General features: G+C 72.0%; 18 protein-coding genes. All 18 read left to right on the forward strand.

What is annotated here, in order from left to right; all coding sequences use genetic code 11:
* Positions 1–252: 252 nt before the first annotated feature.
* The 18 genes from pyrR to def all read left to right on the forward strand — a co-directional run bounded on the left by pyrR (position 253) and on the right by def (position 20,832).
* Positions 253–810, forward strand: coding sequence for a bifunctional pyr operon transcriptional regulator/uracil phosphoribosyltransferase PyrR (pyrR, locus tag LCN96_RS18100; RefSeq protein WP_311132319.1), 558 nt, complete (start codon positions 253–255; stop codon positions 808–810).
* On the forward strand, positions 807–1,724 hold the full coding sequence (locus tag LCN96_RS18105) for an aspartate carbamoyltransferase catalytic subunit (protein WP_225273903.1): 918 nt from the start codon (positions 807–809) through the stop codon (positions 1,722–1,724). The genes pyrR and LCN96_RS18105 overlap by 4 nt, the downstream gene beginning before the upstream one ends.
* Positions 1,721–3,007, forward strand: a complete 1,287-nt coding sequence (locus LCN96_RS18110) for a dihydroorotase (protein WP_225273904.1) — start codon at positions 1,721–1,723, stop codon at positions 3,005–3,007. The genes LCN96_RS18105 and LCN96_RS18110 overlap by 4 nt, the downstream gene beginning before the upstream one ends.
* Positions 3,004–4,110, forward strand: coding sequence for a glutamine-hydrolyzing carbamoyl-phosphate synthase small subunit (gene carA / locus LCN96_RS18115; RefSeq protein ID WP_225273905.1), 1,107 nt, complete (start codon positions 3,004–3,006; stop codon positions 4,108–4,110). The genes LCN96_RS18110 and carA overlap by 4 nt, the downstream gene beginning before the upstream one ends.
* On the forward strand, positions 4,097–7,384 hold the full coding sequence (carB, locus tag LCN96_RS18120) for a carbamoyl-phosphate synthase large subunit (RefSeq protein ID WP_225273907.1): 3,288 nt from the start codon (positions 4,097–4,099) through the stop codon (positions 7,382–7,384). Before carA ends, carB begins: the two co-directional genes overlap by 14 nt.
* Before the next feature lie 38 nt (positions 7,385–7,422).
* The gene (locus LCN96_RS18125) at positions 7,423–8,274 is read left to right on the forward strand and encodes a dihydroorotate dehydrogenase electron transfer subunit (protein ID WP_225273908.1); all 852 of its coding nucleotides are present in this window, start codon (positions 7,423–7,425) and stop codon (positions 8,272–8,274) included.
* A complete protein-coding gene (locus tag LCN96_RS18130) occupies positions 8,264–9,241 on the forward strand; it encodes a dihydroorotate dehydrogenase (protein WP_225273909.1) in 978 nt (325 codons plus the stop codon). The genes LCN96_RS18125 and LCN96_RS18130 overlap by 11 nt, the downstream gene beginning before the upstream one ends.
* Before the next feature lie 25 nt (positions 9,242–9,266).
* Complete coding sequence (pyrF, locus tag LCN96_RS18135) at positions 9,267–9,959, forward strand: orotidine-5'-phosphate decarboxylase (protein ID WP_225273911.1); 693 nt, start codon at positions 9,267–9,269, stop codon at positions 9,957–9,959.
* A gap of 378 nt (positions 9,960–10,337) precedes the next feature.
* A complete protein-coding gene (gene mihF / locus LCN96_RS18140) occupies positions 10,338–10,661 on the forward strand; it encodes an integration host factor, actinobacterial type (RefSeq protein WP_020541698.1) in 324 nt (107 codons plus the stop codon).
* A 100-nt stretch (positions 10,662–10,761) separates the two neighbouring features.
* On the forward strand, positions 10,762–11,370 hold the full coding sequence (gene gmk, locus LCN96_RS18145) for a guanylate kinase (RefSeq protein ID WP_225276003.1): 609 nt from the start codon (positions 10,762–10,764) through the stop codon (positions 11,368–11,370).
* 4 nt (positions 11,371–11,374) lie between these two features.
* Positions 11,375–11,644, forward strand: a complete 270-nt coding sequence (rpoZ, locus tag LCN96_RS18150; protein WP_080041099.1) for a DNA-directed RNA polymerase subunit omega — start codon at positions 11,375–11,377, stop codon at positions 11,642–11,644.
* Positions 11,645–11,652: 8 nt separating this feature from the next.
* A complete protein-coding gene (coaBC, locus tag LCN96_RS18155) occupies positions 11,653–12,873 on the forward strand; it encodes a bifunctional phosphopantothenoylcysteine decarboxylase/phosphopantothenate--cysteine ligase CoaBC (RefSeq protein ID WP_225273912.1) in 1,221 nt (406 codons plus the stop codon).
* Positions 12,874–13,010: 137 nt separating this feature from the next.
* On the forward strand, positions 13,011–13,334 hold the full coding sequence (locus LCN96_RS18160) for a hypothetical protein (protein ID WP_225273913.1): 324 nt from the start codon (positions 13,011–13,013) through the stop codon (positions 13,332–13,334).
* A gap of 128 nt (positions 13,335–13,462) precedes the next feature.
* Positions 13,463–14,650: a methionine adenosyltransferase gene (gene metK / locus LCN96_RS18165; RefSeq protein ID WP_225273914.1), complete on the forward strand. Its 1,188-nt coding sequence runs from the start codon at positions 13,463–13,465 to the stop codon at positions 14,648–14,650.
* A 442-nt stretch (positions 14,651–15,092) separates the two neighbouring features.
* Positions 15,093–17,315: a primosomal protein N' gene (locus tag LCN96_RS18170; RefSeq protein ID WP_397351913.1), complete on the forward strand. Its 2,223-nt coding sequence runs from the start codon at positions 15,093–15,095 to the stop codon at positions 17,313–17,315.
* A 49-nt stretch (positions 17,316–17,364) separates the two neighbouring features.
* On the forward strand, positions 17,365–18,837 hold the full coding sequence (locus tag LCN96_RS18175; protein WP_225273915.1) for a hypothetical protein: 1,473 nt from the start codon (positions 17,365–17,367) through the stop codon (positions 18,835–18,837).
* A 37-nt stretch (positions 18,838–18,874) separates the two neighbouring features.
* The gene (locus LCN96_RS18180) at positions 18,875–20,212 is read left to right on the forward strand and encodes a hypothetical protein (RefSeq protein ID WP_225273916.1); all 1,338 of its coding nucleotides are present in this window, start codon (positions 18,875–18,877) and stop codon (positions 20,210–20,212) included.
* A gap of 71 nt (positions 20,213–20,283) precedes the next feature.
* Positions 20,284–20,832 carry a peptide deformylase gene (gene def, locus LCN96_RS18185; protein WP_311132320.1) on the forward strand — a complete coding sequence of 183 codons (549 nt, stop codon included), beginning with the start codon at positions 20,284–20,286 and terminating at the stop codon, positions 20,830–20,832.
* Positions 20,833–20,835 lie beyond the last annotated feature (3 nt).

Below are 20,835 nucleotides of genomic sequence, written 5' to 3' on the forward strand. Positions count from 1 at the left end.
AGCGGTAGTCACGCCCGATCCCGCTCCCGCGCGCCGGGTGGTCGTGCCCGCCGCGCGCCGCGCCGACACCGCGCGGCGCGGGAAATTACCTGATCCGGAAGGTCGCCCTGATCCGCGACCGCCTGGTCGCTCCCCGTACGGGAGCCACCGGAGGGCACTCGCGTTGTACCTGGTAGCCCCTGGTACTGTGTGTCCCGACCAACACCCTTTTAAGACCCGTCCCGTGAGGCGGGAAAGGTGGTGAGCTTCGCCATGTCCACCCCCATGGGTGACTCCAGGGCCGTGCTGGAGGCCCCGGACATCCACCGGGCGCTGACCCGGATCGCGCACGAGATCCTCGAGCGCACCAAGGGCGCGGGCGACGTCGTCCTCCTCGGCATCCCGACCCGCGGCGCCACGCTGGCGCGCCGGCTCGGCGACCGCATCGAGCAGTTCGAAGGCGTCAAGACACCCGTCGGCTCGATCGACATCACCATGTACCGCGACGACCTGAGGCGCGGTCCCGTTCGGCCGCTCGGCCCCACCGAGCTGCCCCCCGACGGCATCGACGGCAAGGTCGTCGTGCTCGTCGACGACGTCCTGTACTCCGGCCGCACCGTGCGCGCCGCGCTCGACGCGCTCAACGACCTCGGCCGGCCGACCGCCGTGCAGCTCGCCACGCTGGTCGACCGCGGCCACCGCGAGCTGCCCATCCGCGCCGACTACGTCGGCAAGAACCTGCCGACCGCCAAGAGCGAGAAGGTCAAGGTCTACCTCCAGGAGATCGACGGCCGCGACGCCGTCCTGCTGATGAAGGGGGGCGCCCGGTGAACCGGCACCTCATCTCGGCCGGAGACCTGGCCAAGGACGACGCGCTGCTCATCCTCGACACCGCCGAGGAGCTGGCGAGAGTCTCGGAACGTTCCATCAAGAAGCTGCCCACGCTGCGCGGGCGCACGGTGGTCAACCTCTTCTTCGAGGACTCCACGCGCACGCGGATCTCATTCGAGGCGGCGGCCAAGCGGCTGTCCGCCGACGTGATCAACTTCTCCGCCAAGGGGTCGAGCGTGTCCAAGGGCGAGTCGCTCAAGGACACCGCGCTGACCCTGGAGGCCATGGGCGCCGACGCGGTCGTCATCCGCCACGGCGCCTCCGGCGCGCCGCACCGCCTGGCCACCTGGGTGCGCGGCAGCGTCGTCAACGCCGGCGACGGCACCCACGAGCACCCCACGCAGGCGCTGCTCGACGCCTTCTCCATGCGCCGCCGCCTGGGCAGCCTCGAGGGCCGCAGGGTCACCATCGTCGGCGACGTGCTGCACAGCCGCGTCGCCCGCTCCAACGTGCTGCTGCTGCACACGCTGGGCGCCGAGGTCACCCTGGTCGCGCCGCCCACGCTGCTGCCCGTCTCCGTCGGCACCTGGCCGTGCGAGGTCTCCTACGACCTCGACGCGGTGCTGCCGAAGTCCGACGCGGTGATGATGCTGCGGGTGCAGAAGGAGCGGATGAACGCCGCCTACTTCCCGAGCGAGCGCGAGTACTCCCGCCGCTACGGCCTCGACCGGGACCGGTTCGCCAAGATGCCCGACGACGCGATCGTCATGCACCCCGGCCCGATGAACCGGGGCATGGAGATCGCCGCCGAGGTGGCCGACTCGGCGCGCTCCACGATCGTCGAACAGGTCGCCAACGGTGTGACCATCCGCATGGCCGTCCTGTACCTGCTGCTCGGGGGAGAGACCGCATGATCATCCGCAACGTGAGGATCCTGGGCGCCGAGCCCGCCGACATCCGGGTAGAGGACGGCGTGATCGCCGAGATCGGGCCCGGCCTGGCGGGCGGGGAGAGCGTCGACGGGGCGGGCGCGATCGCGCTGCCCGGCCTCGTGGACCTGCACACCCACCTGCGCGAGCCCGGCCGCGAGGACGCCGAGACCGTGCAGACCGGCACCCAGTCGGCCGCCCGCGGGGGCTACACCGCCGTGCACGCCATGGCCAACACCTCGCCCGTCGCCGACACCGCCGGCGTGGTCGAGCAGGTGTGGCGGCTGGGCCGCGAGTTCGCCCACTGCGACGTGCACCCGGTCGGGGCCGTCACCGTCGGCCTGGAGGGCAGGCAGCTCGCCGAGCTGGGCGCGATGGCCGACTCGGCCGCCCGGGTGCGGGTCTTCTCCGACGACGGCAAGTGCGTGGACGACGCGGTGCTGATGCGCCGCGCCCTGGAGTACGTCAAGGCGTTCGACGGCGTCATCGCCCAGCACGCCCAGGAGCCCAGGCTCACCGCCGGCGCCCAGATGAACGAGGGCGTCATCTCCGGCAGGCTCGGCCTGACCGGCTGGCCCGCCGTCGCGGAGGAGGCGATCATCGCCCGCGACTGCCTGCTGGCCGCGCACGTCGGGTCCCGGCTGCACGTCTGCCACGTCTCCACGGCGGGCTCCGTCGAGATCATCCGCTGGGCCAAGTCCAAGGGCTGGAACGTCACCGCCGAGGTGACCCCCCACCACCTGCTGCTCACCGACGACCTCGTGGAGGAGTCGCCGGTGGGCGCCTACAACCCCATCTACAAGGTCAACCCGCCGCTGCGCACCCGCGCGGACGTCGAGGCGCTGCGTGCCGCCCTGGCCGACGGCACGATCGACATCGTGGCCACCGACCACGCGCCCCACCCGGTCGAGGACAAGGAGACCGAGTGGTCGGCCGCGGCCATGGGCATGGTCGGCCTGGAGACCGCGCTCAGCGTGGTCCAGGAGGCCATGGTCGAGACCGGGCTGCTCGACTGGGCGGGCGTCGCCCAGCGCATGTCCGTCGTGCCCGCCCGCATCGGGCGGCTCGCCGGGCAGGGGCAGCCGATCGAGGTGGGCGCCCCGGCCAACATCACGCTGTACGACCCGTCCGTGCGCACGAAGGTGGACCCGTCCGCCTTCGCGTCCAAGAGCAGGAACACCCCGTACGAGGGGATGACGCTGCCCGGCCGGGTGGTGGCCACGTTCCTGCGCGGCAGGCCGACCGTTCTCGAAGGGAAGCTGGTTTGAACACTGCGGTGCTCGTCCTGGAAGACGGCCGCGTCTTCCATGGCACTCCATACGGCGCCGAAGGCGAGACGTTCGGCGAAATGGTCTTCAACACCGGCATGACCGGTTACCAGGAGACCCTCACGGACCCGTCCTACCACCGGCAGATCGTCGCCATGACGGCGCCGCACATCGGCAACACCGGCGTCAACGACGAGGACCCTGAGTCGGGGCGCGTCTGGGTGGCCGGCTACGTCGTGCGCGAGCCGTCCAGGGTCGTCTCCAACTGGCGGGCCAACCGCTCGCTCGACGACTACCTCAAGGAGCAGGGCGTGGTCGGGATCGCCATCCCGGGCACCCGCGCGCTCACCCGCCACCTGCGCGAGCGCGGCGCCATGCGCGCCGGCATCTTCAGCGCGCCGCAGGCGCCGGTCGAGGAGCTGGTCGAGCGGGTGCGGCAGGCGCCCCGCATGGAGGGCGCCGACCTGGCGCGCGAGGTGGCCACGGGGGAGAGGTACGTCGTGCCCGCCGTCGGCGACAGGCGCTTCACGGTCGCGGCCGTGGACCTGGGCATCAAGGGCATGACCCCGCACCGGATGGCCGAGCGCGGCTGCGAGGTGCACGTGCTGCCCGCCGACGCCACCTACGAGCAGATCATGGCGGTCGAGCCCGACGGCGTGTTCTTCTCCAACGGGCCCGGCGACCCCGCCACCGCCGACGTGACGGCCCTGCGGGGCGTCCTGGAGGCCAAGGTGCCGTTCTTCGGGATCTGCTTCGGCAACCAGCTCTTCGGGCGGGCCCTGGGGCTGTCCACGTACAAGCTGCGCTACGGCCACCGGGGCGTCAACCAGCCGGTGCAGGACGTGCGCACCGGGAAGGTCGAGATCTCCGCGCACAACCACGGGTTCGCCGTGGAGGCGCCGCTCGACGGGCCGTTCGAGACCCCGTACGGGCAGGCCGAGGTCAGCCACGTCAACCTCAACGACCGCTGCGTGGAGGGGCTGCGGCTGCTCGACGGCCGCGCCTTCAGCGTCCAGTACCATCCGGAGGCCGCCGCCGGCCCGCACGACGCCGCCTATCTCTTCGACGAGTTCTGCGAGGTCATGACCCGTGCCAAAGCGTGAGGACATCCAGTCGGTCCTGGTGATCGGCTCGGGGCCGATCGTGATCGGCCAGGCGTGCGAGTTCGACTACTCCGGCACCCAGGCGTGCCGCGTGCTGCGGGCCGAGGGCTTCCGCGTGATCCTGGTCAACAGCAACCCGGCCACGATCATGACGGACCCCGAGTTCGCCGACGCCACGTACGTCGAGCCGATCACCCCCGAGTTCGTCGAGAAGATCATCGCCAAGGAGCGGCCCGACGCGCTGCTGCCCACGCTGGGCGGCCAGACCGCGCTCAACACCGCCGTGGCGCTGCACGAGTCCGGCGTGCTGGAGAAGTACGAGGTCGAGCTGATCGGCGCCGACTTCGACGCGATCCAGGCGGGCGAGAACCGCGAGAAGTTCAAGGACATCGTCGCCAAGGTCGCCCGCGAGCACGGGCTGAACGCCGAGTCCGCCAAGTCCGTCATCTGCCACACCATGGACGAGTGCCTGGCCGCCGCGGGCGAGCTGGGCTACCCGCTGGTCGTGCGGCCCTCGTTCACCATGGGCGGCGCCGGCTCCGGCTTCGCGTACACCGAGGAGGACCTGCGCCGCATCGCCGGCGCAGGGCTCGACGCCTCCCCGACCACCGAGGTGCTCCTGGAGGAGTCCATCCTCGGCTGGAAGGAGTACGAGCTGGAGGTCATGCGCGACAAGGCCGACAACGTCGTCATCGTCTGCTCCATCGAGAACATCGACCCGATGGGCGTGCACACCGGCGACAGCGTCACCGTGGCGCCCGCGCTGACCCTGACCGACCGCGAGTACCAGAACATGCGCGACGTGGCCATCGCGGTCATCCGCGAGGTCGGCGTCGACACCGGCGGCTGCAACATCCAGTTCGCGGTGGACCCGCGCACCGGGCGCATGATCGTCATCGAGATGAACCCGCGTGTGTCGCGCTCCTCGGCGCTGGCCTCCAAGGCCACCGGCTTCCCGATCGCCAAGATCGCGGCCAAGCTGGCCATCGGCTACACGCTCGACGAGATCCCCAACGACATAACCAAGGAGACCCCGGCCTCCTTCGAGCCGACGCTCGACTACATCGTGGTGAAGGTGCCGCGCTTCGCGTTCGAGAAGTTCAGGGGCGCCGACCAGACCCTCACCACGCACATGAAGTCGGTGGGCGAGGCCATGGCCATCGGCCGCTCGTTCCCCGAGGCGCTGCAGAAGGCGCTGCGCTCGCTGGAGAAGAAGAACTCCTCCTTCACCTGGGCCGGCGACGTCGCGCCCAAGGACGAGCTGCTGACGGCCTGCCGCACTCCGCACGACGGCAGGCTGCGCACGATGCAGCAGGCCATCAGGGCCGGCGCGACGCCTGAGGAGCTGTACGAGGCCACCAGCGTGGACCCGTGGTTCATCGACCAGCTCTTCCTGCTGCACGAGGAGGCCCAGGCGGTCGCCGCGGCCGACGACCTGACCGCCGAGGTGCTCGGGCGGGCCAAGCACCTCGGGTTCAGCGACCTGCAGATCGGCGAGATCCGCGGCATCGACGAGGCCAGGGTCCGCGACCTGCGGCACGCGCTCGGGCTGCGGCCGGTCTACAACACGGTCGACACCTGCGCCGCCGAGTTCGCCGCCAAGACGCCCTACCTCTACTCGACCTACGACGAGGAGAGCGAGGTCCCGGCAGGGGAGCGGCAGAAGGTCATCATCCTCGGCTCCGGGCCCAACCGCATCGGGCAGGGCATCGAGTTCGACTACGCCTGCGTGCACGCCTCGTTCGAGCTGTCGCGGGCCGGGTTCGAGACCGTCATGGTCAACTGCAACCCCGAGACCGTCTCGACCGACTACGACACCTCCGACCGGCTCTACTTCGAGCCGCTCACGCTGGAGGACGTCCTGGAGGTCGTGCACGCGGAGCAGCAGACGGGCCCGGTCGCGGGCGTGATCGTGCAGCTCGGCGGCCAGACGCCGCTCGGCCTGGCGCAGGCGCTCAAGGACGCGGGCGTGCCCGTGGTGGGCACCTCGCCCGAGTCCATCCACCTGGCCGAGGAGCGCGGCGCCTTCGGGCGGGTGCTGGCCGAGGCCGGGCTGCCCGCGCCCAAGCACGGCACCGCGCTGACCGTGGCCGAGGCGCTGGAGATCGCCGAGGAGATCGGCTACCCGGTGCTCGTGCGGCCCTCGTACGTGCTGGGCGGGGCCGGCATGGCCATCGTGTACGACGAGCAGACGCTCACCACGTACATGGCGGCCCAGGAGGGCGGTCACCCGGTGCTCGTCGACAAGTTCCTCGACGAGGCCATCGAGATCGACGTGGACGCGCTCTACGACGGCGAGGAGCTGTTCCTGGGCGGCGTCATGGAGCACATCGAGGAGGCCGGCATCCACTCCGGCGACTCGGCGTGCGCCCTGCCGCCGATCACGCTCGGCGGCGCCGACATCAAGGCCATCCGCGCCGCCACCGAGGGCATCGCCGCCGGGGTGGGCGTGCGTGGCCTGCTGAACGTCCAGTACGCCATGCACGCCGGCATCCTGTACGTCCTGGAGGCCAACCCGCGCGCCAGCCGCACGGTGCCGTTCGTGTCCAAGGCCACCGGCACGCCGCTGGCCAAGGCGGCGGCCAGGGTGATGCTCGGCGCCTCGATCGCCTCGCTGCGCGAGGAGGGCATGCTGCCCGCCGAGGGCGACGGCGGCACGCTGCCGCTCGACGCCTCGATCGCGGTCAAGGAGGCGGTGCTGCCGTTCAACCGCTTCCGCGGCGTGGACATCGTGCTGGGGCCCGAGATGCGCTCCACGGGCGAGGTCATGGGCATCGACGAGTTCTTCGGCATCGCCTACGCCAAGTCGCAGGCGGGCGCGTACGGGCAGCTCCCGACCAAGGGACGCGCGTTCGTATCCGTGGCCAACAGGGACAAGCGTGCGATGATCTTCCCTGTGAAGGCGCTCGCGGATCTCGGATTCGAGATCCTGGCCACCGAGGGGACCGCCGAGGTGCTGCGCCGCAACGGCGTCCATGCCAAGATCGTGCGAAAGCACAGCGAGGGGACCGGTCCCGGAGGTGAGCCCACGAGCGTGCAGGCCATTCTCGACGGCGAGGTCGATCTGATCGTCAACACGCCCTTCGGCAGCCCCGGCCAGTCGGGGCCGCGGCTCGACGGCTACGAGATCCGCACGGCCGCCGTGCTGCGCGGCATCCCGTGCATCACCACGGTCTCGGGCCTGGCCGCCGCCGCGGCGGGCATCCAGGCGATCGTGCGCGGCGACGTCGGCGTACGGTCTCTCCAGGAGCACGCACAGGCACTCCGGGGCTGACCCCGCACGGGAGGTGAAGACGACTGGCCGGCACACCGGTGCAGGTGACGGGCACGGTGCTGACGACGCGCCGGGTCGACGCCTACCATGCGCTGACGGTGGTGGCGCCCGGCATCGCCGAGCGTTACCGTCCCGGCCACTTCGTCTCCGTGGCGGTCGGCGGGCCGTACTCGTCGATGGTGACGCGCCGCGCGCTGTCCATCCACGACGTGAAGTCCGACTACGGCGGCACGGTGGAGCTGGTCTTCACCGTGCGCGGCTCCGGCACGGCGTGGCTGGCCGAGCGGCGCGCCCGTGACACGCTCGACCTGGTGGGGCCGCTCGGGCGGCCCTTCCCGCTGCCGCGCGACCCCGTCCACTGCGTGCTGGTCGGCTCCGAGTACGGCTCCGCCGTGCTCTTCCCGCTGGCCGACGCGCTGCTGGCGCGGGGCTGCCGGGTGGACTTCGTGCTCGGCGGCGCCGGGGCGGAGCGGGTGTTCGGCGCGATGCGGGCACGCAGGATGGCCGAGACGACCACGCTGACCACCGAGGACGGCTCACTGGGCCTGCGCGGCAAGGTCACCGACGCGCTGCCCTCGGTGATCGCCGACACGCGGGCCGACGCCGTGTACGCCTGCGCGCCCATGGAGACGCTGCGGGCGGTCACGGCGGTGGCGATGGAGTTCGACATCCCGGTGCAGGTGGCGGTCGAGGAGGCGATGGCCTGCGGGATCGGGGTGTGCATGACGTGCGTGCTGCCCGTCATCGGTGACGACGGGGCGACCAGGATGGTCAGGGCGTGCGCGGAGGGGCCGGTGTTCCGGGGGGAGCGGGTGCGTTTCGAGGACGTGGGAACGATCCCGTTCGACGCGCTCGGCGCCCCCGGAGGCGGTGCGCGACATGTCAGTTGATATGCGGACATTTCTGGCGCACGTGGAGCTGGCGAACCCGATCACGACCGCCGCCGGCTGCGCCTCCTCCGGCCGGGAGCTGGCCCAGTTCTTCGACCTGCACCGGCTCGGCGCGCTGACCACCCGCTCGATCACCATGGCGCCGCGCGCGGGCCGGCCCACGCCCCGCATGGCCGAGACGCCCTCGGGCATGCTCAACGCCGTCGGGCTGCAGGGGCCGGGCATCGAGGCGTTCCTGGAGCGCGAGCTGCCCTGGCTGGCCCAGCGGGGCATCAAGACCATCGTCTCGATCGGCGGCGGCACCGTCGCCGAGTACTCCGAGCTGGCCCGCAGGCTCGCCGACGCGCCCGGGGTGACGGCGCTGGAGGTCAATCTCTCCTGCCCGAACATGGAGGACCGCGGGCGGGTCTTCGCCCGCGAGGGCAGCGCCGCCGCCGAGGTGATCGCCTCCGTGCGCTCGATCATGCGCTACGACGTGCCCGTGATCGCCAAGCTCGCGCCCGACGTGGCCGACATCGTCTCCGTCGCGCGCGCGTGCGTGGACGCCGGGGCCGACGCGCTGTCCATGATCAACAATCCGCTGGGCATGGCCATCGACACCGAGGCGCTGCGGCCCTCGCTCGCCGCCGTCACCGGCGGCCTGTCGGGGCCCGCCATCCTGCCGCTGGCCGTGCGGTGCGTCTGGCAGGTGCACGCCGCCCTGCCCGGCGTGCCGCTGATCGGCGTGGGCGGCGTCATGACGGGCAGGGACGCCTTCCAGCTCGTCCTGGCGGGCGCCTGCGTGGTCGCGGTGGGCACGGCGCTGTTCCACGACCCCTACGCCTGCCTGCGCATCGAACGGGAGCTTGAGGAGCTCCTGAGGGCCCGCGGCTTCCAGCGCCTGGCCGACGCCGTCGGCCTGGCGCACCGCCCGCCGGGGAGCGCACCCCGGCACCTGCTGGTCGACACCGAGGAGAGCACGCCTTGACTCCCGAACCTCTGGAGAGCACGTCTTGACCCCCGCACCCATCGCCGTCGCCCTCGACGCCCCGGACCTGGAGACCGCCGCCCGGTGGGCCGCCCTGGTCACGCCGCACGTCAGCACGGTCAAGGTGGGCCTGGAGCTCTACCTGCGCTACGGGCCCGACGTGATCGCCTCCGTGCGGGGGGCCAGCGGGGTGCGGGTCTTCCTCGACCTCAAGCTGCACGACATCCCCAACACCGTCGCGGGCGCCGCGCGGGCCGTGGCGCGGCTGCGGCCGTCGATCCTGACCGTGCACGCCGCCGGCGGACCCGCCATGATCAGGGCGGCCGTGGAGGCCGCGCCGCACACACAGATCGCCGCCGTGACGATCCTGACCTCGCTGACCGAGGGCGACCTGGAGCGCATCGGGATCGTCGGGCCGGCCGACGACGCCGTGCGCCGCCTGGCAGCGCTGTCGGTCGAGGCGGGCGCCACGGCGCTGGTGTGCTCGCCCAACGAGGTCTCGGCGGTGCGCGCCGAGGTGGGCCAGGACATCACGCTCATCACGCCCGGCGTGCGGCCCACAGGGGCGGACACGCAGGACCAGAAGCGGGTCGCCACGCCCGAGCAGGCCCTCGCGGACGGCGCCGACCTGCTGGTGATCGGACGGCCCATCACGGGCTCGGCCGACCCGGGAGCGGCGGCAGCGGCCATCGCCGCCTCGCTCCGGCGCGCCACCTGACGCACGCGCCTCGCGCACCGTCTGGCGCACGCGTCCGGCACACGGCCGGCAGGCTCCGCTCACAAGATCATAAGGCATCCGTGCGCCGGGTGACACAAGATCGTGGATCAGGTTTCGGCCCTGGTGCGGGCGGGGTTTCGGACATCGGCGACCGGCGCGAACGCGAGCGTCCTTGCGTTTCGCGACACCGGCGCGAGCCGACGCGCGAAGGCGGAAGTGAGGGCGATTTGATCAGCACAATGTGATTTTACGATCACGCAGAGTGATGAAGTGGATTTTGTCGCGAGAGAAACCGCTCTTGACGTTGCTTAGGGGGCGATGACCAGCTAGTTTCCCTTCCCGTCCGAGTACATCGACAGAAATTCGAGGTGACCCGGCGTGGCTCTTCCTCCCCTGACCCCTGAGCAGCGCGCCGCAGCTTTGGAAAAGGCTGCCAAGGCCCGTAAAGAGCGTGCCGAGGTCAAGAACCGGCTCAAGCATGGCGCGGTTTCTCTGGCTGAGGTGCTCAAGGATGGGCAGACCGACGACGTCATCGGCAAGATGAAGGTGTCGGCATTGTTGGAATCGCTCCCCGGCGTGGGCAAGGTCCGCGCCAAGCAGCTCATGGAGCGGCTCGCCATCGCCGAGTCCCGCCGCGTGCGGGGTCTCGGCGCGAACCAGAGGGCCTCCCTCGAGCGCGAGTTCGGTGGCAACGAGAGCTAATCTCTGTTCCACACGAAAGCGCAGGTTCAACGGGGGGTAGGAAGTGACCGACAGGTCCTGGTCCGGCGAAGTCAGTGCCTACGAGGCGGTCGGACCGGAAGTGGAGGTCGACTTCCCATCCCTGAGCGAACGACGGCTGACGGTCCTCTCAGGGCCGTCGGGCGTCGGCAAGTCCACGGTCGTCGCCGAGCTCCGGCGGGCACACCCCGAGGTGTGGCTGTCGGTCTCGGTGACCACCAGGAGGCCCCGGCCCGGCGAGGTCAACGGGGTCCACTACTTCTTCGTCGACGGCGAGGAGTTCGACCGGCTCGTGGAGTCGGGCGAGCTGCTCGAGTGGGCGGAGTTCGCGGGCAACCGCTACGGCACGCCGCGCGAGCCGGTGCTGAAGAAGCTCGCCGAGGGCGTGCCGACCCTGCTCGAGATCGACCTCGAAGGCGCCAGGCAGGTGCGCAGGAGCATGCCGGAGGCGCTGCTGATCTTCCTGGCCCCGCCCACCTGGGAGGAGCTGGAGAAGCGGCTGCGCGGCCGGGGCACCGAGCCCGAGGACGTCATCGCGCGCCGGCTGGAGGCCGGGCGGGTCGAGATGGCCGCCGAGTCGGAGTTCGACCTGACACTGGTGAACACGAGTGTCCAGGACGTGTGCCATCGGCTGATAGCCTTGATGACTGACCCTCAGGGGGTCACGACAACCACCAACCGAGAGGTCTGACATCGTGGCAGGCACCACCCCGGCCGCGGAGGGCATCACCAACCCGCCGATCGACGCGCTGCTCGACATCGTCGACAGCAAGTACTCCCTGGTGATCATGGGCGCCAAGCGCGCTCGCCAGATCAACGCCTACTACTCCCAGCTCGGCGAGGGCCTGCTGGAGTACGTCGGGCCCCTGGTCGAGACGCACGCCCAGGAGAAGCCGCTGTCCATCGCGCTGCGCGAGGTCTCGGAGGGCCTGCTCAACGCCGAGCCCATCGAAGGCGCGGCCTGACCCCTTCGATGCAGGTCGTCCTGGGCGTCAGCGGCGGCATCGCCGCGTACAAGGCGTGTGAGCTGCTGCGGTTGTTCACCGAGTCGGGCCACGAGGTGCGGGTCGTGCCGACCCGCGAGGCTCTGAAGTTCGTGGGCGCGCCCACCTGGGCCGCCCTGTCGGGCAACCCCGTGTCCCCCGAGGTGTGGGACGACGTGCACGAGGTGCCCCACGTGCGCATCGGCAAGCGCGCCGATCTCGTCGTGGTGGCGCCCGCGACCGCCGACGTGCTGGCCAAGGCCGCGCACGGGCTGGCGGGCGACCTGCTCACCAACACGCTGCTGACGGCGACGTGCCCGGTGGTCTTCGCGCCCGCGATGCACACCGAGATGTGGCAGCACCCCGCCACCCGCGCCAACGTCGCGACGCTGCGCGAGCGGGGCGCCGTCGTGATCGACCCGGCGGTGGGCAGGCTCACCGGCGCCGACACCGGCCCCGGCCGGCTGCCCGACCCCGCCGAGATCTTCCAGGCCTGCCTGCGCGTGCTGCGCGGCAGGCCCCGCGACCTGGCCGGCCGAAGGGTCGTCGTCTCCGCCGGCGGCACCCGCGAGGCCATCGACCCGGTCCGCTACATCGGCAACCGCTCCTCGGGCCTGCAGGGCTACGCCCTGGCCCGCACGGCCGCCGCCCGCGGCGCCGAGGTCACGCTCGTGGCCGCCAACGTCACGCTGCCCGATCCCGCGGGCGCCCAGATGGTGCGCGTGGAGTCCACGGCCGAGCTGCGCGAGGCCGTGCTGGCCGCCTCCGCCGACGCCGACGTGGTGGTCATGGCCGCCGCGGTGGCCGACTTCCGCCCCGCGACGCGGCACGACGCCAAGATCAAGAAGACCGACGGTGAGCCTGAGGCCATCCACCTGGTCAAGAACCCCGACATCCTCGCCGAGCTGGGCGAGCGCCGCCGCCTGGAGCAGGCCGGCCCGGGGGGGCCAGGGGTGTCACGGGTGCCACGGGTGATCGTGGGCTTCGCGGCCGAGACGCACGACGTGCTCGCCAACGGTCAGGCCAAGCTCGCCCGCAAGGGTTGCGACCTGCTGGTGGTCAACCAGGTGGGGGAGGGGCTGGCCTTCGGCACCGCCGGCAACGCGGCCACCGTGCTGGTGGCGGGCGGCGAGCCGGTGGAGGTGCCGTTCGGGCCCAAGGAGGATCTCGCCGACGTCGTGTGGGATCTGGTGGCCGTACGTCTCTCCTGAGTGGGCGGAAATCGTACAAAGCGTACAGATCCGATTACTCGATCACCTGTTGCAACATTCCTCCTTGCCTGCGGATACTTGGGGCGAAGGGGGATGGAATGCCGGTGGGTTCTGCTGTCAGGGAGCGTTGTAGAACATTGCTCGGCGATCAGGGGGAGATCCACTATGTCTTCCCCGCGTTCTCCGAGGGGCCCGCTGGGACGGGCAACTTCTTGATCGTGGTCACCGGCACGGCCATCTCCGTGCTGGCCACGAGGACGCTCAGGACCGACAGGCCGGTCTCGGTGTTCGCCGAGTTCCCTCGGCACACCAGGCTCGGCCCCATCCTGCCGGGGAACGTTCTCGAGCTCGGCTCGATCGTGTTCGAGTTCGACGAGGAGTACGCCGCTGTGGTGTCGGCCGCGGACGCGGAGATCTTCTCTCCGGAGATCTTGCCGGCCGATCCCCTGCCCGAGCTGTGATGGGAGACATATGGTGGACAGTTTCGCGACCTGGCGCCGGGTAGGGCTAGACTTCCCCGAGGCCCAGCCGCGCCCATGGGCGCCGGGTCCCACATCCGTCAGCAGCCGCTGCATGAGGAGCCACTGAGTTGTCACGTCGCCTGTTCACATCCGAGTCGGTCACCGAGGGCCACCCGGACAAGATCGCCGACCAGATCAGTGACGCGATTCTCGACGCCATGCTCAAGGACGACCCCAAGAGCCGGGTCGCCGTCGAGACGATGATCACTACCGGCCAGGTTCACGTCGCAGGCGAGGTCACGACCGAGACCTACGTCGACATCCCCGGCGTCATCCGCGAGAAGATCCTGGAGATCGGCTACGACGCCTCGCACAAGGGCTTCGACGGCGCCTCCTGCGGCGTCTCGGTGTCCATCGGCGCGCAGTCGCCCGACATCGCCCAGGGTGTCGACGACGCCTACGAGCACCGCGTCGACGGTGACGGCGACGAGCTCGACCGCCAGGGCGCCGGTGACCAGGGCCTCATGTTCGGCTACGCCTGCCGCGAGACCCCCGAGCTGATGCCGCTGCCGATCACGCTCGCCCACCACCTGGCCCAGCGCCTGTCCGAGGTGCGCAAGAGCGGCACAGTGCCCTACCTGCGCCCCGACGGCAAGACCCAGGTCACGATCGAGTACGACGGCGACACGCCCGTCCGCCTCGACACCGTGGTGGTCTCCACGCAGCACGCCGCGGAGATCGACCTCAAGGAGATGCTGGCCCCCGACATCAAGGAGCACGTCGTCGACGTCGTGCTCAAGGACATCGAGATCGAGACCGAGGGCTACCGCCTGCTGGTCAACCCGACCGGCCGCTTCGAGATCGGTGGCCCGATGGGCGACGCCGGCCTCACCGGCCGCAAGATCATCATCGACACCTACGGCGGCATGGCCCGCCACGGTGGCGGCGCCTTCTCCGGCAAGGACCCGTCCAAAGTCGACCGCTCGGCCGCCTACGCCATGCGCTGGGTCGCCAAGAACGTCGTCGCCGCCGGGCTCGCCGACCGGTGCGAGGTGCAGGTCGCGTACGCGATCGGCAAGGCGCAGCCGGTGGGTCTGTTCGTCGAGTGCTTCGGCACCGAGAAGCTGCCCGTGGAGAAGATCCAGGAGGCCGTGCTGCAGGTCTTCGACCTGCGGCCCGCCGCGATCATCCGCGACCTCGACCTGCTGCGGCCGATCTACTCGGAGACCGCTGCTTACGGGCACTTCGGACGGGAGGGCTTCTCCTGGGAGTCCACCGACCGGGCCGAGGCGCTGCGGACTGCTGCCGGGTTGTGACGGTTGTCTGACCGACCGGTGTCGTCGCCTCAGGGGGCGGCACCGGTTTTTGCTGGGCTCCTTGTCGTCGCCCGGGGGTCTGTGATCTTGGGTGGGGTAGTTTCCGGGTTGCCTTAAGAGGGATTCCGGGCTACCTGGGCGTGTCTTCCTGGGTGCGCAGTTCGCGGGGTGGACGTCTTCGAGCGTGCGCGTTTCGGGGGGTGTGCGTCTTCCGGCGTGCTCGCGCCGACGTGCTCGCCCGTGTAACGCTCGGCTGCCGGGCGGGGCGCCGGCCGGCTCGCTCCCGCACGCTGGCCGGGCGCTTGCTCCGGCACGTTCGCGCCCGGCGGCGTCCGGCTGCCGGGCGGGCCGCGCGGGGCGGTGCGTTGGCCGGCATACCGGCTCGTGCTCGGCGCGCACGGCGTGGGCGTGGGCGCGGGCGGGGGTCTGGTAGACCTTGTGCGTGACCCCTTCCTCCGACGACGCGCTCCTGCCGCTCGAAGCCGTACGGCCCGCGCAGTCGTCGAAGGACACCAAGGGAGCGCCCGTCCCCGCCCCGGAGAACCCCGTGGCCAGAGTCGTGGTGGACAGCCCGCTGCCGCACCTCGACCGGCCCTTCGACTACCTGATCCCCGAGACCATGCACGAGACGGCCGAGCCGGGGGTGCGGGTCCGGGTGCGGTTCGCGGGCAAGCTCGTGGACGGCTTCCTGCTGGAGCGGGTGCCCGAGAGCGAGCACGAGGGCAGGCTCACCCCGCTCGAACGGGTGGTCTCGCCCGAGCGGGTGCTCACCCCGGAGATCGCCGGCCTGGCCAGGGCGGTGGCCGACCGGTACGCGGGCACCCTGACCGACGTGCTGCGACTGGCCGTCCCGCCCCGCCACGCGAAGGCCGAGGCGGAGCCCCCGAAGGTCGCGGAACCTGCGAAGACCGCGGCTGAGCCCGCCACGACCGACCCCACCGGCGCGCCGCCCGTTCAGGATGCGAGCGCCTGGGACGCCTACCCCACCGGCCCGTCCTTCCTCGACGCCCTGCGCGACGGCCGCGCCCCCCGGGCCGTGTGGTCGGCGCTGCCGGGCGCGCGGGGCTGGGCGACGGCCATGGCCGAGGCCGTGCGGGCCACGCTGGACGGCGGCAGGGGAGCGGTCGTCGTGGTCCCCGACGGCAAGGACGTGGCGCTGGCCGACGCCGAGTTCGGGCGGCTGCTCGGGCCGGGCAGGCACGTGGCGCTCACCGCCGACCTGGGCCCCGCGGAGCGGTACCGGCGGTGGCTGAGGCTGCTGAGAGGGCAGGTGCGAGCCGTGGTCGGCACCAGGGCCGCCATGTTCGCCCCCGTCGCGGAGCTGGGCCTGGCGGCCATCTGGGACGACGGCGACGACCTGCACGCCGAGCGGCTGGCCCCGTACCCGCACGCTCGCGAGGTGCTCGGCCTGCGCGCCCACAGGACCGGCGCGGCCATGCTCATCGGCGGCTACGCGCGTACGGCCGAGGCCACTCAGCTCGTCGCGAGCGGCTGGGCCAGGCCGATCGTGGCGGCGCGGACGACGATCAGAGCCCTGGCCCCGCGCGTACGCCCCGCGGGCGAGGACGCCGAGCTGGCCAAGGATCAGGCCGCCCGCCAGGCCCGCCTGCCCAGCATCGCCTGGCGCGCCCTGCGGGCCGGGCTGGAGAGCGGCCCCGTGCTGGTGCAGGTGCCCAGGCGCGGCTATCTGCCCGCCCTGGCCTGCCAGCACTGCCGCGCCCCCGCCCGCTGCGCCCTGCCGCCCACCCGCACCGCGCCCAGGGAGCCGGAGGCGGCGCACGCCCCGTCGAACGTCCAGACGGCGGTCCCGCTGGACGCGCCGGGCGGGCAGGGGCCGCTCAACGGACCGCGCGGACACGAGCCGCTGCTCGGGCCAGGGCCGGGCGGGCAGGGGCCGCTGTGCCACGGGCCGCTGGCGCTCAGGGGCGGGCACGCGGCCCCGTACTGCCGGTGGTGCGGCCGGGTGGACGCCGGCTGGCGGTGCCCGTCCTGCGGCAGCCCGCGCCTGCGCGCCGTGGTGACCGGCGCCCGGCGTACGGCGGAGGAGCTGGGCAGGGCCTTCCCCTCCGTGCCGGTGCGCACCTCCGGGCGCGACGGCGTGCTGCCGACCGTGCCCGCCGCCCGCGCCCTGGTCGTCGCCACCCCGGGTGCGGAGCCGGTGGCGGAGGGCGGGTACGCGGCGGCGGTGCTGCTGGACGGGTGGGCGCTGCTCGGCCGGGCCGACCTGCGGGCGGGCGAGGAGACGGTGCGCCGGTGGATGAACGCCGCCGCGCTGCTGCGCCCCGCCGCCGAGCTGGTGGTGCTCGGGGACGCCGCGCTGCCGTCCGTACAGGCGCTGCTGCGGTGGGATCCGATCACCCACGCGGAGCGCGAGCTGGGCGAGCGCGCCGAGCTGGGGTTCCCGCCTGCTGTGCGGATGGCCACGCTCACCGGCGCGGCCGGCGCCGTCAGGCAGATGCTCGAAGAGGTACGCCTGCCGCCCGACGCCCAGGTGCTCGGCCCCGTGCCGGTGGACGAGTCCGGCCAGGAACGCGCCATGATCCGTGTCCGGCGGGGCGGGGGAGCGGCGCTGGCCGCCGCGCTCAAAGGGGCCAGTGGGGTGCGTGCGGCCAGAAAAACGCCAGATGTCGTGAGGGTGAGTGTCGACCCTCTCGACCTGATTTGAACCGTTTCCCCGATTCGCTCATCCGTGGGTCACCCGTTAGCGTGCCCCTGTGTCGATCGAATGGGTGAACCAGGCCATCGACGACCTGCGTGCTTGGGGTCGTACGCGGGAAGTCGAAGTGGACGCGGACGAGGTCCGCCTGCTCTGCGACTACGCCAGTGACTACCTCAACGTCAACGAACTGGGCGATTTCACTCCCGAGACCTTCGACGAGCTGCTGCTGTCCATCTACCCGCGCAAGGTCATCGCCCCTCCGGAGAGCGCGCCGGAGACCGTCGCCGCCGCCCGCACTCTCGTCGACTACCTCGCCGAGGAGGGCCAGGTGAGCGGCGACACGGCCACGCGGATGCGCGAGCGGCTCGACGACATCGCCTCCCGCATGCCGGAGGCGCTCGCCGACTCCTCCAACTTCGGCATGGCCAAGAGCCTGTTCAGCTCCATCGGGCCCGAGTCGCTGGAGCAGTCGGTCGCCATCCCCTCGGGTGAGCTGCCCGACCTCGGCGAGGCGCCCTGCGACTGCCCGGGCTGCACGCCGCTGCCCGCCGTCCGGCTGGCCGCGCCCGAGGAGCTGCGGGCCGCGCTGGGGAGCGTTCCCATGCTGGAGGAGGAGCCGCTGCCCGAGGAGGCCGGCGACCCGCTGGACGCCTGGGCTCAGCGCGTCACCCACCTCCTGGAGCAGGACACCGGCGGCGCGATCACCGGCTCGGCGGAGCTCGACGAGGGGCTCTACGACCTGTTCGACATGCTCTACCGGCTCCAGGCGCGGGTGCCCGTCACCGTGATCGGCGACTACCTCGACGACCTGGCCGGCGAGGGCGAGGCCGACACGGCCGCCGTGCTGGAGCGCCTGGAGCGTACCGGCATGGTCAGGGTCAGCGGCGACGGCGCCGAGCTGACGCCGCTGGCCGTGTGGGCGCTGCGCGAGCACTACCTCTCGCTCGGCATCGACGCCCCGCAGGCGCCCGACCTGGCCGAGGCCGACGCACGCGGGCTCATCGAGGGGCTGCTCGAAGGCGTGCCCACCGAGCTGGCCGAGGACGACATCGGCCGCTGGCTGTCCGGCAGGGAGCCCGCGGAGGCCGCCGCAGAGCTGCTGGCCGCCGCCTCGGGCGCGCCCGCGGTGGCCCGCGGCATCGCCATCACCATCGTCGACCGCCTCGACGTCAAGGCCGAGCCCGCCGTCCGCGACTACCTGGAGGACCAGGAGCTGCGCCCGCACGCCATCCACTGGCTGGCCGCCAGGAGGCTGCCCGCGCCGCCGCTGACGCAGGAGGAGCTGCTCTGGGTCAGCGTCGACATGCTGGCCCTGGCGATGCCCGCCGCCGAGGAGGACCCCGAGATCTTCGCCGAGAACATGGCCGCCTCCGGCCCGCCCGCCCACCTCATCGAGGAGATGTGGCGGGTGGACCACCCCGACGTCGTGGAGGTGCTGGAGCTGCTCGGACGTTCCATCCCCGACGGTACGGTGGCCAAGGCGGCGCGCAAGGCCGCGTTCAAAGCCCGCTCCAGAGGCATCCGTTGAGTACGCTCATGTGACCGGTGTGCAGTAAGTTTCGTGGGTGGCAAACAACGTCTTCGACCTCGCCGAGCTGCGTAAGCTGATCGATGAGCAGGCCGCCGTGCCTCCACGGCCCCCTGAGGAGACTCACGTGGAGCATGAGGCGCTGACGTTCCCGCCGGTGCTGCTGGCGCCCGACGCCGAGCTGGCCAGGGCGGTGCCCACGGTGCCGCTCGTGGCCGACGCCATCAGGCTCACCACGTGGACGGGCGAGCGCCAGGTCACCCCCGCCGGCCACCTGACCGACGACGACGCCGAGGCCGCCGCGCGCGAGCTCGGAGTGCCTCCCGCCCGCCTGCGGCTGATCTGGATCGTCGCGGTCAACACCGGCCTGCTGCAGATCCTCGGCGGGCGCGCCTCGCGGGGTCCGCTGTCGATGCAGCTCACGGTCGAGGCCACGCTGGAGTTCTGGGACGGCGTCGTCATGGACGTGCTCGACCGCGCCGACGAGGGCCTGACCGGCTCCGCCGTGGTCGACGGCCACCTCGCCGAGATGCTGGCCACCATCTATTCCGTACGGTCGGGGGTGGCCACCGCCAACCTCGCCCGCGGCATCCTCCAATCCCACGAGGTCGCCTGCGCGCCCGGCCCCGTCGAGATGCGCAAGATCGCCGCCGCGCTGCCCGCGGAGCTGCTGGAGGCGCTGTCGCTGCTGACGTACTGCGGCCTGGTCGAGCAGACCGCCGCCGGCCGCACCGCGCTGACCCCGCTCGGCGTCTGGGCCATCCGCCGCGACCTGCTGCGCGAGGGGCACGACGCGCCGACCGCCGCCGAGGTGGAGGTGTTCGCCGACCTGTCGGCGGCGGAGCTGGTGGACGCGCTGGTCAAGGGCAGCGCCACGCAGAGCGCGGTGGCCGGGTGGCTGGAGCGCCGCTCGCCCGAGTCGGCCGCCCGCGACCTGATCGAGATCGCCGCCACCGGCACGGCCGGGCAGCGCGGCGCCGTCGGCGCGATCCTGGAGGAGCTGGGGCCGGAGGCGGAGGCCCCGGTCAGGCAGGCGCTCGACCATCCGCTGATGCGCCGCTACGCCGCCTCCTGGCTGCACATCCGCGACCTCGAGGCGCCCACGCTCAGCCCCGAGGACCACACCTGGATCGCCGTCGACTCGCTGGCGGCCCTCATGCACCTGTCGGGCCCCGCCGCCGGCCGGATCGACCCGCCCGAGCCGGGCGAAGACCTGATCAAGCTGGTGGGCGAGATGCCCGCCGTCGGCCATCCCGACACGATCGCCGTCCTCGACATGCTGGCCAGCGCGCACGACGACAAGGCCGTGGTCAAGGCGGCGCGCAAGGCCGCGATGAAGGCCCGCTCGCTGGAGCACGCGCGCCAGAGCGGCTGACGAGGCCACCTGATCGGCCCCGCACCTGCACTAAACTGGGCTGATCCACGCTTGAGAACGGAGTGACCCCCTTGGCGATCCAGTCGATCCGGCTGTTCGGAGATCCGGTGCTGCGCACCCCGGCGGCCCCTGTCGTCGACTTCGACAAGGAGCTGCGCAAGCTGGTCAAGGACCTCACCGACACGATGATGGACGCTCCTGGCGCGGGCCTGGCGGCGCCGCAGATCGGCGTCGGGCTGCGGGTGTTCACCTACTACGTGGACGACCAGCTGGGCCACCTGATCAACCCCGACCTCGACCTGTCCGCCGAGCTCGACGAGGAGGGCGAGGAGGGCTGCCTGTCCTTCCCCGGCCTGTCGTTCCCCACGCCGCGCGCCGTCCGCGCCGTCGCCAAGGGCTTCAACATGCACGGCGAGCCGGTCACGCTGGAGGGCACCGACCTGATGGCCCGGTGCTTCCAGCACGAGACCGACCACCTCGACGGCGTCCTGTTCATCGACCGCATGGACCCCAAGCAGCGCAAGCTGGCCATGAAGGCCGTCCGCGAGGCGGAGTGGAGCGGCCTGTCCGCCCCCGTGATCAAGGTCTCGCCGCACGCCACCGGCGGAAAGGCACTCTGAGAG

It is taken from the genome of Nonomuraea gerenzanensis, from assembly GCF_020215645.1.
Classification (GTDB): Bacteria; Actinomycetota; Actinomycetes; order Streptosporangiales; family Streptosporangiaceae; genus Nonomuraea; species Nonomuraea gerenzanensis.

Excerpts from the sequence above, each read along its gene's own strand:
- LCN96_RS18110 (WP_225273904.1), top strand. The coding sequence starts at position 1,721 with ATGATCATCCGCAACGTGAGGATCCTGGGCGCCGAGCCCGCCGACATC.
- pyrR (WP_311132319.1), top strand. The coding sequence starts at position 253 with ATGTCCACCCCCATGGGTGACTCCAGGGCCGTGCTGGAGGCCCCGGAC.
- coaBC (WP_225273912.1), top strand. The coding sequence starts at position 11,653 with ATGCAGGTCGTCCTGGGCGTCAGCGGCGGCATCGCCGCGTACAAGGCG.
- LCN96_RS18130 (WP_225273909.1), top strand. The coding sequence starts at position 8,264 with ATGTCAGTTGATATGCGGACATTTCTGGCGCACGTGGAGCTGGCGAAC.